Annotated in this window: 13 protein-coding genes; 9 read left to right on the plus strand and 4 right to left on the minus strand. The window is 67.9% G+C overall.

The features are described 5' to 3' along the window. Positions 1-23 precede the first annotated feature (23 nt). On the minus strand, positions 24-497 hold the full coding sequence (locus A5775_RS10430; RefSeq protein ID WP_067251707.1) for a YkgB family protein: 474 nt from the start codon (positions 495-497) through the stop codon (positions 24-26). Between the two features lie 70 nt (positions 498-567). Then, positions 568-1,242: a TetR/AcrR family transcriptional regulator gene (locus tag A5775_RS10435; RefSeq protein WP_067251569.1), complete on the minus strand. Its 675-nt coding sequence runs from the start codon at positions 1,240-1,242 to the stop codon at positions 568-570. 65 nt (positions 1,243-1,307) lie between these two features. Here A5775_RS10435 and A5775_RS10440 point away from each other — a divergent pair, with 65 nt between their 5' ends. Beyond that, positions 1,308-1,868: a pyridoxamine 5'-phosphate oxidase family protein gene (locus tag A5775_RS10440; RefSeq protein WP_067251571.1), complete on the plus strand. Its 561-nt coding sequence runs from the start codon at positions 1,308-1,310 to the stop codon at positions 1,866-1,868. Here the strand turns inward: A5775_RS10440 and A5775_RS10445 are convergent, their stop codons facing one another. Continuing rightward, positions 1,869-2,339: an SRPBCC family protein gene (locus tag A5775_RS10445; protein WP_067251573.1), complete on the minus strand. Its 471-nt coding sequence runs from the start codon at positions 2,337-2,339 to the stop codon at positions 1,869-1,871. A 292-nt stretch (positions 2,340-2,631) separates the two neighbouring features. Between A5775_RS10445 and A5775_RS10450 the strand changes: the two genes are divergently transcribed. The 7 genes from A5775_RS10450 to A5775_RS10480 all read left to right on the plus strand — a co-directional run bounded on the left by A5775_RS10450 (position 2,632) and on the right by A5775_RS10480 (position 10,701). Further along, complete coding sequence (locus tag A5775_RS10450; protein ID WP_067251576.1) at positions 2,632-3,453, plus strand: mycofactocin-coupled SDR family oxidoreductase; 822 nt, start codon at positions 2,632-2,634, stop codon at positions 3,451-3,453. Between the two features lie 107 nt (positions 3,454-3,560). Then, positions 3,561-3,773 (plus strand): heavy-metal-associated domain-containing protein, encoded by a 213-nt coding sequence (locus A5775_RS10455; protein ID WP_067251578.1) that lies wholly within the window; start codon positions 3,561-3,563, stop codon positions 3,771-3,773. Continuing rightward, the gene (locus A5775_RS10460; RefSeq protein WP_067251581.1) at positions 3,770-6,040 is read left to right on the plus strand and encodes a cation-translocating P-type ATPase; all 2,271 of its coding nucleotides are present in this window, start codon (positions 3,770-3,772) and stop codon (positions 6,038-6,040) included. Before A5775_RS10455 ends, A5775_RS10460 begins: the two co-directional genes overlap by 4 nt. A gap of 137 nt (positions 6,041-6,177) precedes the next feature. Beyond that, complete coding sequence (locus tag A5775_RS10465) at positions 6,178-7,569, plus strand: alpha/beta hydrolase family protein (RefSeq protein WP_067251583.1); 1,392 nt, start codon at positions 6,178-6,180, stop codon at positions 7,567-7,569. Positions 7,570-7,829: 260 nt separating this feature from the next. Next, positions 7,830-8,639 (plus strand): polysaccharide deacetylase family protein, encoded by an 810-nt coding sequence (locus A5775_RS10470; RefSeq protein ID WP_067251585.1) that lies wholly within the window; start codon positions 7,830-7,832, stop codon positions 8,637-8,639. A gap of 112 nt (positions 8,640-8,751) precedes the next feature. Next, positions 8,752-10,041 (plus strand): lipase family protein, encoded by a 1,290-nt coding sequence (locus tag A5775_RS10475; protein ID WP_197512496.1) that lies wholly within the window; start codon positions 8,752-8,754, stop codon positions 10,039-10,041. Between the two features lie 27 nt (positions 10,042-10,068). Next, entirely contained in the window at positions 10,069-10,701 is a 633-nt protein-coding gene (locus A5775_RS10480; RefSeq protein WP_255362112.1) for a TetR/AcrR family transcriptional regulator, read from the plus strand. 8 nt (positions 10,702-10,709) lie between these two features. Here A5775_RS10480 and A5775_RS10485 read toward each other — a convergent pair whose 3' ends face one another. Continuing rightward, a complete protein-coding gene (locus A5775_RS10485; RefSeq protein ID WP_067251591.1) occupies positions 10,710-11,318 on the minus strand; it encodes a TetR/AcrR family transcriptional regulator in 609 nt (202 codons plus the stop codon). Between the two features lie 67 nt (positions 11,319-11,385). Between A5775_RS10485 and A5775_RS10490 the strand changes: the two genes are divergently transcribed. Continuing rightward, positions 11,386-12,216, plus strand: a complete 831-nt coding sequence (locus A5775_RS10490) for an alpha/beta fold hydrolase (RefSeq protein WP_067251593.1) — start codon at positions 11,386-11,388, stop codon at positions 12,214-12,216. Positions 12,217-12,250 lie beyond the last annotated feature (34 nt).

Here is a 12,250-nt window from a genome sequence, read left to right on the forward strand (position 1 = left end):
TCTCCGTGGCCACGACTATATAGTCAATCGTTGGAGGCAGGGTACGCCCGTGCGATGGCGCCCGCCGTCAGCGAATCGCCCAGTGTCCACAGCGCAACCCCGAGCAGCACCAGGTCTTTGAGCAAAAACTGGCCGGGTTGGGCGGAGAGCACCGGGACGCCGTGGGCGTGGGTCATAACCACGCCGGGGGTGGTGACCAGGAAACTCAGCGTGCCCAAGAACAGCACCACCGCCAGCGCACTGCCCGCCGCCGAGACCCGCGGCCATAGTGGCCGCAGCGCGATGAGTAGGGCGGCAACGATTTCCATCGTTCCGAGTGCGCGCGCGACGAAGGTGACGCTGAAGACGTCGTAGAGCCAGCTCATCAGAGGGCTGTGTTGGATGAGCACGCGCGCTTCCATTTTCACGTACTTGCCCAATCCGATCCACGCCAGGACGACGACCAGTCCGTAGCGACCGAGGAGTTGGCCGCAACGGCTCAGCATGTTTCCGTTCATCGAGGAATGTCCTTTCGGGCGCGCGGACGCGGGCATCCACCCAAAGCCACGGTTCACGCAGCGAAAGCGTTCACTGCCGCAGTCGTTCGAGCCCGGCGACGATGAGCCGCAATCCGAAAGCGAATTCCTCGGCCAACGGGACGGGGAGGTCGTCGGCCACGCTGACCGTCGCGGGATAGCGCGCCGGATCGAGCCGATGAAACGCCGCCGAGAGTTCCTCGTCGTGTTGACCTCCGTCCCCCGGCGCTCTGGGTAGCTGGATCGCGAAGCCCAGCACGTAGCGGGCCAGCGTGGCGTAGGCGTGGGCCGCGACCGCCGGCGCAAAGCCGTTGTGCAGCAAGACCGCCAGACATCGCTCGCGATTGGCCAACGCGTTGGGCCCCGTCGGCGCGTACTCGATCAGCAGCGGCGCGACATTGCCATGCCGGCTCAACGCGTCAAACATGTGTTGCGCGAACGTGATACAGGCCTGTTGCCACGGCAACGCGGCCAACACCCGCGCGTCGAGTTCGACTTCGCCGAGGATCTGATCGATCACCAGGGACACCAATTCGGATCGATTGGAAAAGTGGCGGTACAACGTGGCGGTGCCCGATTCCAGCCGCTGGGCCAGCGACCGCATCGACAGCGCGTCGGCCCCCTGCTCGTCGAGGAGGTCGACGGCCGCACCCACAATGCGGTCCACCGGCAGGGCCGGGCGGCCACGGGATCGGCGCGGAGGGGGCCGGTTGACATCGTCCGACATTACGAAGACACTGTATCCATAAATGGCGGTCGCTTCAAGACCCTTGACGACAAGGACAATTCGTCATGCTCCTCCCCCTGGCCGCAGCGCCCTTCACCGCTCCGACCGACCGCGACATGCTTCCCTCCGAACGCCGCGAATTCGTGCGCACCCATCGCACCTGCGTGTTCGGCTACCGTCGCCGCCACGACGGCCCCGGCATGTCGATCGTGTACTACATCCCCACCGACACCGACGAATTGCTCGTCTCAACGATGGCCGGCAGGGGTAAAGCCCGCGTCGTCGCACGCGACGGCAAGGTGAGCCTGTGCGTCCTCGACGAACGGTGGCCGTTCGCCTACCTGCAGGTCTACGCAGACGCCGCCGTCGAACAAGACCGGGATCTGGCGGTCGACGTGATGATGGCGGTCGCCGGCCGAATGTCGGGCCAGCCGCTCGGCGACGATGCCCGCCCGAACATCCAGGAGATGTGCGAACGCGAAAACCGCGTCGTCATCCGGTGCCGCCCGTACGCCACCTACGCGACACCCCCGCGCCATCTGCACCGCAACGAGGAGGCCTCGAAGCTCAGCCATTGGGTGTCCGGTGTCATCGGATGGGGCGCCGCCGATCCGCCGGCGGACTGATCACCCTGCGTAGCGGTCCCGCAGTTTGGTCAGCGTCGCCTCGATACCCGAGGCGTTCGCTTTTCGGAATCCCATCCGCTCGTAGTACTTCAGCTTGTTCTTCAGCGCACCGGCATCGCGGTAGTCGAACGTCTCGGTGACCAGGGTCAGGGTCGGTGAGAGCGCCTCGAATTCCCACCGCCAGCGGTGACCCAACGGGTGGCGCCATTCGACCACTTCGTTCGGCTTCAGTACCGTGATGGTGCTGGTGATGCGGTAGGGCAGACCGAACATCTTCATGTTCGTCGAAAACTTCGAGCCCTCAAGGAGTTGCGGCGGCATGGTGATGTTGTCGCGCACCGTGCCCGACCCGTCGAGTTCGTGGTGCCGCCGCGGATCGGCGGCGATGGCATAGAGGTCGGCCGCCGGCGCGGCCACTTCGACTCTGCGACTCACCTGGCGGGGTCCCCGGTCTACAACAGTGACGGTCATTGAAAATCTCCTTTCCGCTATCCGGCAGCGTAATCCCGTCTGGGTCTGCGGCTCAGGAACGTTCGGATCCCGCGCCACAGCCCGTCCCGCCTCGCCCAGCAGCTCGGAGACTTCCTCCGAGTCGGTTGACAGTGGACGGCATGGCGACCGTGCGGCGAAGTGCGCTGTTTTCCAAGGTGTTTCGAATCCCGGTCTGTGCGCTGGGCATGATCGGCGGTAGCTTCATACGGATGCTGGAACGCCCCACCCGCTCGACCAGATCGCGCGCGATCGAAAGGACCCCACACCTCACATGAGCCAGTCACTCCCGGGAAAGGCCGCGCTGATCACCGGCGCCGCGCGCGGGCAGGGCCGGGCACACGCCGTGCGCCTTTCGGCCGAAGGCGCCGACATCATTGCGGTCGACCTCGCCGGTCCGCTGCCGCCGAGCGTCCCCTACGACTCACCCACGCCCGACGACCTGGCCGAGACCGCGCGGCTGGTGAGCGCCAACGGTCGCAAGATCATCACCGCCGAGGCCGACATCCGCGACCTGGACGCCCTGACCGCCGCCGTGGACAGCGCGGTGGCAGAGCTGGGCCGGCTCGACGTCATCGTCGCCAACGCCGGGATCTGCAGCCCCGCGCCCTGGGATCAGATCAGCGCGCAGGCGTTCCGAGACACCATCGACACCAACGTGATTGGCACCTGGAACACCGTGATGGCGGGCGTGCGGCACATCATCGACGGCGGGCGCGGGGGCTCGGTCATCCTGATCGGGTCCGCGGCCGGCATCAACATGCAGTCGTTCATGATCCACTACACCGCAAGCAAACACGCCGTGGTCGGGATGGCCCGGGCGTTCGCCGCCGAACTCGGCCGCTACAACATTCGCGTCAACAGCCTCAACCCCGGGGCGGTCGCCACCCCGATGGGTACCGGCCGGATGCGCGAAGCGCTGCAAGCGGCCGCCGACGACTACCCCCACCTGCGGGGCATGCACAAACCGCTGCTGCCCGAGGGCATCGCGCAGCCGGAGGACATTGCCGACGCCGTGGCCTGGCTCGCCTGCGACCAATCCAGATTGGTCACCGCAACCCAGGTTTCGGTCGACATCGGCGTCGGGTACGTCTGACCGACGGCCTGGCCGGCGGCGGATCGCACCTGCGCCCGTAGCCCCAACCGTCCAGCAGGCAGAATGGTGGGGTCAAGACCTGCAGCGGGGTAGCGAAAAGGAGCGGCATGCCCACCAGCGAATATCGGGTGAGCGGGATGAGCTGCGCGCACTGTGAGGCCGCCGTCCAGACCGAGGTGGCGCGCATCCCCGGCGTCGACGGCGTGACGGTCAGCGCCGACACCGGCCGCCTCGTCGTCACCAGCTCGCGCCCCATCGACGCGGACGCCGTCCTGGGCGCGGTCGACGAGGCCGGCTACGAGGCCGTCTTGGTCGCATGAGCACGCCCCCACGACACATCGACGAGGGCACCCTGCCCACCGGCCACGACCCGGCCACACCCCCTATCGAGCTCCAGATCACCGGAATGACCTGCGCCTCCTGCGCGGCCCGGATCGAAAAGAAACTCAACAAGCTCGACGGCGTCGCCGCCACCGTCAACTACGCGACCGAGAAGGCAGCCGTCACCGCCCCCGCCGGCTACGACCCGCGGATCCTGATAGCCGAGATCGAAAAGGCCGGCTACACGGCCGCCCTGCCGCGACGCTCGCCGGAGCGCGACCCCGAGCTGACGTCGCTGCGCCGACGTCTGATCACCGCGATCGTGCTGGCCGGCCCGGTGATCGCCATGGCCATGGTTCCCGCGTGGCAATTTCACCACTGGCACTGGGTATCGCTGGCCCTGACCACTCCGGTCGTCGTGTGGTGCGGGCTCCCGTTCCACGCGGCCGCGTGGACCAACCTCAAACACGGCGCCGCCACCATGGACACCCTCGTCTCGATCGGGACCCTGGCCGCGTTCCTGTGGTCCCTCTATGCGCTGTTTGTCGGGACGGCCGCCCAACCGGGCATGCAGCACGACTTCGAGCTGACCATCGGACGCGACGACACCCCGTGCCACGTCTACTTCGAGGTGGCCGCGGGCGTGACCCTGTTCGTCCTGGCCGGCCGGTATTTCGAGAAGCGGGCCAAGCGCACCGCCGGCACCGCGCTGCGCGCACTGCTCGCGCTGGGCGCCAAGGATGTCGGGGTCCTGCGTGACGGCACCGAGACCCGTCTGCCGATCGAGCGGCTTGCGGTCGGCGACGAGTTCGTCGTGCGTCCCGGTGAAAGGATCGCCACCGACGGGATCGTCGTCGCGGGGTCCTCGGCCGTGGACGCCTCGATGCTGACCGGGGAATCCGTCCCCGTCGAGGTCGGCGAGGGTGACTCCGTCATCGGCGGCACCGTCAACGCCGGCGGCCGGCTTATCGTGCGCGCCACCGGGATTGGCGACGACACCCAGTTGGCGCAGATGGCCAAGCTCGTCGAGCGCGCCCAGTCCGGCAAGGCCCAGGTGCAGCGTCTCGCGGATCGCGTCTCCGCCGTGTTCGTGCCCGCCGTGATGGTGCTCGCGGTGGCGACCCTGGTGGGCTGGCTCGCGGCGGGCTTCTCGCTCACCACGGCGTTGACGGCGGCCGTCGCGGTGCTGATCATCGCCTGCCCGTGCGCGATGGGGCTCGCGACTCCGACCGCCCTGCTGGTCGGCACCGGACGGGCGGCCCAGCTCGGCGTCCTCATCCAGGGGCCCGAAGTGCTGGAGTCCACCCGGACGATCGACACGATCGTGCTCGACAAGACCGGCACCGTCACGACCGGCCGGATGACCCTGGTCGACGTGATCGGCGGGGCCGGAATCGACCGCGCCACGCTGTTGCGCTACGCCGGGGCCCTCGAAGCCGCCTCAGAACATCCCGTCGCGCAGGCGATCGCGCGGGGCGCCACGGCGCGACTCGGCGCGCTCCCGGCGGTCGACGACTTCACCGGGGTCCACGGCATGGGCGTGCACGGCACGGTCGACGGCCATGCAGTCGTCGTCGGACGCGCGCGCCTGCTGACCGAGCGCGGGCTGCGCCTCGATGCCGCGCTGTCGGCGGCCGGCGCCCGCGCCGAGGGCGAGGGCAAAACCTCCGTCGCGGTCGGGTGGGACGGGCTGGCCCGGGGGATCCTGGTGGTCGCCGACACCGTCAAACCGTTCAGCGGCGAAGCCGTGCGGCAATTCAAAGCACTGGGCCTGACCCCGGTGCTGCTCACCGGCGACAACGACACGGTCGCCAGCCGCGTCGCCGACGAGCTCGGCATCGCCCAGGTGATCTCCGACGCGATGCCCGCCGCCAAGGTCGCGGCCGTCAAACGTCTGCAAGCCGAGGGCAAGGTGGTCGCCATGGTCGGCGATGGCGTCAACGACGCCGCCGCACTGGCCGCCGCCGACCTGGGGCTGGCCATGGGCACCGGCACCGATGTGGCGATCGAGGCGGCCGACCTCACCGTGATCCGCGACGACCTACGAGCGGCCGTGGACGCGATCCGGCTCTCCCGCCGGACGCTGGCCACCATCAAGACCAACCTGGTGTGGGCCTTCGGCTACAACCTCGCCGCGATCCCCCTCGCCGCGCTCGGCATGCTCAACCCGATGCTGGCCGGCGCCGCCATGGCGCTCTCCAGCGTCCTCGTCGTCGGTAACAGCCTGCGGCTGCGCTCGTTCACCAGCGTCATCGCCGACGTGTGAGCCGCACGGCAACGGTCGGCCGGCGGGCCGCGATCGTGTGGGATAGTGGGTCCGGCCGCCGTCTTCCCAGACCCGACCGGCCGAGTGACAATCCCCTCACCCTCGCGCAGCGATCGATCTAGCAAAGGTCACGACCGTTGGAGCAGTTCTTCGGGCAACTGTCCCTGCTGCACGGCTGGTTTCCGCCGGCCGTGCAGGGCCTGGCCCTACTCGTGCTGATCGTCGCGATCCAATGGCGCGCGCGCAGCTGGCTCAAGCGCGTCCTGCCGCTGGCGTTGATCGCGGCCGTCGCGGTGACCGTGCTGTCGCGCTGGTACATCACGTCGCTCGGGGTGGCCGGGGACCCGGCGCCGACGACGCTGTGGTTGTGGATCGCGATGAGCGGCCTGGCCGCCGCGGTGTTCCTGGTGGGCTGGCGGGGCGTGCGCTGGTGGCGCCGTGGGCTGGCCGTGCTGTCGATACCGCTGTGCGTCCTGTGCGCGGCCATGGCGCTGAATGGCTGGGTGGGCTACTTCCCCACCGCGCTTGCCGCGTGGAATCAACTGACCTCGGTGCCGCTGCCCGACCAGATCGATCGGCTGCGCGTCACCGAGATGCAGATCGCCGGAACGAGGCCGACCAAGGGCGTGGTGGTGCCGGTGGACATCGACGCCACCGCCTCCCACTTTGCCCACCGCCGCGAGTTGGTCTATCTGCCTCCGGCCTGGTTCAACAGCAATCCCCCGCCCCGGCTACCGGCCGTCATGATGATCAGCTCGGCGTTCAACACCCCGGCCGACTGGCTGGGGCCCGGCGGCGCCTTCACCGCCATCGACAACTTCGCCGCCGGGCATCACGGGTTCTCTCCGGTGCTGGTGTTCGTCGATCCGACCGGGTCATTCGACAACGACACCGAGTGCGTCAACGGCAGCCGTGGCAACGCCGCCGATCACCTGGCCAAGGACGTCATCCCGTTCATGGTGTCGAACTTCGGCGTCAGCGGGGATCGCACCAACTGGGGCGTCGCCGGCTGGTCGATGGGTGGCACCTGCGCCGTCGACATGGCCGTCATGCATCCCGATCTGTTCAGCGCGTTCGTGGACATCGCGGGCGACCGCGGCCCCAACGTCGGCCCCAAAGACCAATCCGTCGCCAAGCTGTTCGGCGGCGATCAGGCCGCGTGGGCTGCCTTCGACCCGGTCACCGTCATGACGAAGCACGGTCACTACACGGACCTGTCGGGATGGTTTGAGGTGCCGGTCTCGTCGGAGACACGCAACGTCGCCGAACAGGCCGGCCCCACCCTGGCCGCGTCCAGCGCCGACCCAGCCGCCAACCCCGAAGGCCAGGACGCCGCCGCGAAGTCGCTGTGCGCGGTCGGCACCGCCCACGGCATCGCCTGTGCGGTGGTCACCCAGGAGGGTAAACACGACTGGCCGTTTGCGGCCCAGGCGTTTGCCACCGCGCTGCCGTGGCTGGCTTCCACGCTCGGAACTCCCGACGCCGAACCCGTGCAGCTGCTGCAGCGGGGCGCCGGGCAATCGCACTAATCCCGCCGGTCAGTCCGCTGTCACCGGCCGCAATGGGCGCCACCAAGAATTCACAGCTGACCCTCCCGTCACGCAGCCGACTTATTGGGCCCTCGAATGGTACGGTTCGCTGCTGTGGCCTGGGTGTTTTGCACTAACAGCGGTTCCTGCGGGGACCCGCTTGTTACCCGACGCGCCGCAATCCAATTCCGAATAAGCGGGCCGAATTCCCCATTTTTCTGCCCGCACTTCCATTCGATCGACCCCGTCTCGTCTCAGCCATGAACCGCCGCCAGTTCCTTGGATCGCTCGCCGCGTCGGTAGTCGCCGGCGTCGGGGCGGCACGGCTCATCGTCGACCCGCAGCCGCGGACGTTCGCCCAGACACCGGGTGTCGGCGTACCGACTTCCGGCCCGACCGCCCCGCAGGCCCTGCTGCCGCCCCCGCCGCTCAGCGCCCGCATCCCGCTGCCCGGCGGGGGCGCACTGATGAGGATCCCCGGCGACGGCGACCTGCTCGCGCTGACCGTCGATGACGGCGTGAACAGCGAAGTGGTCCGCGCCTACACGCAGTTCGCCCAGGACACCGGCGTGCGGCTGACGTATTTCGTCAACGGGATCTATGACTCGTGGACCGACAACGTGGAGTTGCTGCGGCCGTTGGTCGACAGCGGGCAGATTCAACTCGGTAACCACACCTGGTCACACCCGGACCTGACCACCCTGCCGAAAGAGCAAGTCGCCGAACAGCTCACCCGCAACGACGCGTTCCTGAAAAAGATGTACGGCATCGGCGCGAAGCCCTATTGGCGCCCGCCGTACGCCAAGCGCAACGCCGCGGTGGACGCCGTCGCCGCCGACCTCGGTTACAAAGTCCCCACCTTGTGGTCGGGCTCGCTGTCGGATTCGACGTTGATCACCGAGGACTACATCGTGCAGATGGCCGATCAGTACTTCACGCCGCAAGCCATCGTCATCGGGCACCTCAATCACCTGCCGGTGACGCACGTCTATCCGCAGCTCGTCGACATCATCCGCGACCGGAACCTTCGCACCGTCACGCTCAACGACGTGTTTCTCAAGACCCCCTGACGGCGGCTACCCGCACAATTCTTTACCCGGAATCATCGTTAAGAGCGCCCAATCTCTAAAAAATTAGAGATTGCTCTTCCACTGGCGGGCGGCCCATTGTTACCGTTCCGTAATGCATCGGGCCGGGGGAGTTTTCGCAGTACTGCTGATAACTGCTTCGGCACTGTTGGGAGCCGGATTCGCGCGAGCTGACGGCGGGGACGAACCGCAGTACGTCGACTTTTACACGGCGCCGGAACCGCTGCCGCCCGGGCAGCCCGGCGACCTGATCAGGACCGAGCCGTCGCGGCTGGTGCTGGAACCGTCGGGCCAGCTGGGCGCGATCCTGGCGACCGGTACGCGAATCATGTACCGCAGCACCGACACCCGGGGTAACCCGATCGCGGTGACCGGCACCTATTTCGAGCCCTACAACGACTGGCCGGGCGGTGGGCCGCGCCCGTTGATCAGTTACGCACCCGGCACCCAGGGCCAGGGCAATCAGTGCGCGCCGTCGCGAATGTTCAACCAGGGCATCCACTATTCGGGTGGCTGGGACATCATGTTCAACTACGAGGAGCTGTTCGTCGCCACCATGGTCGCCCGTGGTTTCGCCATCGTGATGACCGACTACGAGGGCCTGGGCACCACGTCGATGCACACGTATGTGGGCCGGGTGGCAGAGGGACAGGCCGTCCTCGATGCCGCCCGCGCCGCCATGCGGCTGCCCGGCACGTCGCTGGATCCACACGGGCCCGTGGCGTTTTGGGGCTATTCGCAGGGCGGCGGCGCGACGGCGTCGGCGGCCGAACTCGCCTCGCACTATGCCCCCGAGTTGCATATCGTAGGCACCTACGCCGGGGCGCCGCCCGCCAACCTCAAGGAACTCCTGCCCTACGCGGACGGCAGCGTGCTGGTCGGCGTCGTCGGATACGCGCTCAACAGCGTGATGGCCGCCTACCCGGAATTCGCCGACACCATCCGCTCCAAGATGACCCCGCGCGGGCTGGCGATGCTGGAATCGGTATCGCGTCAGTGCGTCGGTCAGACCCTGCTGGACTTCATGTTTCGCCACATCCAGCCCTACTTCACCGAGGACATCGACCAATTGGTCAACAAGGAGCCGTTCAGCAGCCTGTTCGAGGCGCAGCGGATCGGGCGCTACAAGCCCAACGCGCCGGTGCTGATCAACAGCAACCGATACGACCCGCTGGTGCCGTGGACCGCGGCCAACCAACTCGGACGCGACTGGTGCGCCCAGGACGCCGACGTCGAATTCCGCTCCAATGAAGAGCCGCCCTTTCTCAACAAGCTCATCATCAACCACGCCCTGCCCATGCTGGTCGACGGCGAACCGGCCATGCAGTGGATAGCGGCCCGCTTCAATGGGGAGCCCACCGCACCGAACTGCGGCCAGTTCTAGAGCGCGGCCAAGGTTGGCGCCGATAAACTGGGGCGCATCGCTGCACGCAGAAAGCACAACGCGCCCGAGCGGCGCCGCCAACTCGCCGACGCCGCGATCCAATTGCTGGGCAGCAACGGGGTGCACGGTGTCAGTCACCCGAAAGTCGACGACCACGCCGGCGTGCCGGCCGGGACCACCTCGTTCTACTTCAGGACCCGCAAGGCGCTGGTGCACGCCATGGCCGCCCGGCTTGCCGAACTCGACGTCGCCGATTTTTCGATGATGGCCGAGCTGGCCGAGAATCACGCCACCCAGTTCACCGGCACCGCGGGTCTGGCCCGCATCGTCATGTACGTGAACAGCGAACCCTGGCTGACTCGCGCCAAGGCCCGCTACGAGCTGGCGCTGCTGGCCGGCCGGGACCCGGAACTGGCTGCGGCCCTTAGCGAGTCGGCGGACAGGCTCTACGCCCTGGCCCGCGACGTCGTCACCCAATGGCACCCCGAGGGCAGCGCACCGGAACCGGCCTTGGTCGACGACCAGGCGATCGCCACCCTGGCATTCATCAACGGCATCATGCTGACCTTCGTCGCCGGCCAGCCGGCCGTCGACGATCCCGAACGCCTCGACCGGCTCATCCAGGGCGTCATCGCGGGCGTCGCTGGAGTTCGCGACTGAACCCCCCGTCAGCGCGCGTCGAACATCCCGTCGATCAGCCGATGCAGCACCTGGCGGGTCTCCCGGCGACTGCGGTCGGGGTCATCGGCGGTGGCGATGACCATGGCCGCCTCGTCGAGCGCGCCGATCAACACGTGCGCCAGCGGCCGCACCGGCTGCTCGACCAACTCGCCGGCCCGGATCGCCTCGGTGAGCAGCTGCTCGGTCATTCCCAGGCTGTACCGCTGGGCGACATCGCGAAATCCCGCCCAGCCCAGCACGCTCGGCGCGTCCAACAAGACCAGTTGCCGCACTTCGGGATCGGCGGAGACCTCGAGCCACGCGTCGACCGCGGCCCGGATCGCGGCCGTTGGCGTCGCCGCCCCCGATTCGGCCACCACCATGGCCATCCGCGCCATCACATCTTGCTCGACGGCCTCGACAACCTCACGGAATAGCGTTGCCTTGTCAGCGAATTGGTGATACATCGCGCCCCGGGTGACCCCGGCGGCCGCGGCGATCTCGGGCGTACCCACCTCCGCGTATCCGCGCAGCCCCCAGAGTTTGCGGGCAGCCGCGATCAGCGCGTCGCGGGTTGCCGCGGAGCGCTCTTCCTGGGTGCGTCTCTTGCTTTCCATACAACCTGTTGGTAACTTACGAACAGACAGCCTGTTTGTAAGTGTATCTCTGACTAGGAGCCCTCACATGCCGACGATCGACATTAGTGCCGGAACAATCCATTACGAAGCAACCGGACCCGAGAACGGCCGGCCCGTCGTCTTCGTGCACGGGTACATGATGGGCGGCCAGCTGTGGCGCCAGGTCAGCGAACGCCTCGCCGGTCGCGGCCTGCGTTGCATCGCCCCGACCTGGCCGCTGGGCGCGCACCCGGAACCGCTGCGTCGCGGCGCCGACCGCACCATCACCGGGGTCGCCGGCATGGTGGCCGAGGCGCTCGCCGCGCTCGACCTGCAGGACGTGGTGCTGGTCGGCAACGACACCGGTGGCGTCGTCACCCAGCTGGTGGCCGTACACCATCGCGAGCGGCTGGGCGCGCTGGTCCTCACGAGTTGCGATGCGTTCGAACACTTTCCGCCACCCATCCTCAAACCGGTGATTCTGGCGGCCAAGTCGAAGACGACGTTCCGGGCCGTCGCCCAGGCCATGCGGGCACCGGCCGTACGCAAGCGCGCATTCGATGGCCTGGCGCATACCAACATCGACGATCTCACCGAGCTCTGGGTGCGCCCGGCACTCTCGCTGCCGGCAGTCGCCGAAGACCTGCGCCAGTTCACGCTGTCGATGCGCACCGAGGTGACGACGACGGTGGCGACCCGGCTCTACGACTTCGACAAGCCGGCCCTCATCGCATGGTCAGCCGACGATGTGTTCTTCGAGCAGGAGGACGGGGCCCGGCTGGCCGCGACCATTCCCGACGCCCGCCTCGAGGTGATTGCGGGGGCGCGGACGTTCTCCATGGTCGATCAGCCCGACCGGCTCGCCGATCTGCTGTCGACGGTGGCGGTACGCACCTAGCGCGTTCTGCTTCGCGACAGTAACGCCACGGCGG

The organism is Mycobacterium sp. 852002-10029_SCH5224772, assembly GCF_001667315.1.
Lineage (GTDB): Bacteria > Actinomycetota > Actinomycetes > Mycobacteriales > Mycobacteriaceae > Mycobacterium.

Excerpts from the sequence above, each read along its gene's own strand:
- A5775_RS10460 (WP_067251581.1), top strand. The coding sequence starts at position 3,770 with ATGAGCACGCCCCCACGACACATCGACGAGGGCACCCTGCCCACCGGC.
- A5775_RS10455 (WP_067251578.1), top strand. The coding sequence starts at position 3,561 with ATGCCCACCAGCGAATATCGGGTGAGCGGGATGAGCTGCGCGCACTGT.
- A5775_RS10435 (WP_067251569.1), bottom strand. The coding sequence starts at position 1,242 with ATGTCGGACGATGTCAACCGGCCCCCTCCGCGCCGATCCCGTGGCCGC.
- A5775_RS10430 (WP_067251707.1), bottom strand. The coding sequence starts at position 497 with ATGAACGGAAACATGCTGAGCCGTTGCGGCCAACTCCTCGGTCGCTAC.
- A5775_RS10450 (WP_067251576.1), top strand. The coding sequence starts at position 2,632 with ATGAGCCAGTCACTCCCGGGAAAGGCCGCGCTGATCACCGGCGCCGCG.
- A5775_RS10490 (WP_067251593.1), top strand. The coding sequence starts at position 11,386 with ATGCCGACGATCGACATTAGTGCCGGAACAATCCATTACGAAGCAACC.
- A5775_RS10470 (WP_067251585.1), top strand. The coding sequence starts at position 7,830 with ATGAACCGCCGCCAGTTCCTTGGATCGCTCGCCGCGTCGGTAGTCGCC.
- A5775_RS10445 (WP_067251573.1), bottom strand. The coding sequence starts at position 2,339 with ATGACCGTCACTGTTGTAGACCGGGGACCCCGCCAGGTGAGTCGCAGA.
- A5775_RS10475 (WP_197512496.1), top strand. The coding sequence starts at position 8,752 with ATGCATCGGGCCGGGGGAGTTTTCGCAGTACTGCTGATAACTGCTTCG.
- A5775_RS10485 (WP_067251591.1), bottom strand. The coding sequence starts at position 11,318 with ATGGAAAGCAAGAGACGCACCCAGGAAGAGCGCTCCGCGGCAACCCGC.
- A5775_RS10440 (WP_067251571.1), top strand. The coding sequence starts at position 1,308 with ATGCTCCTCCCCCTGGCCGCAGCGCCCTTCACCGCTCCGACCGACCGC.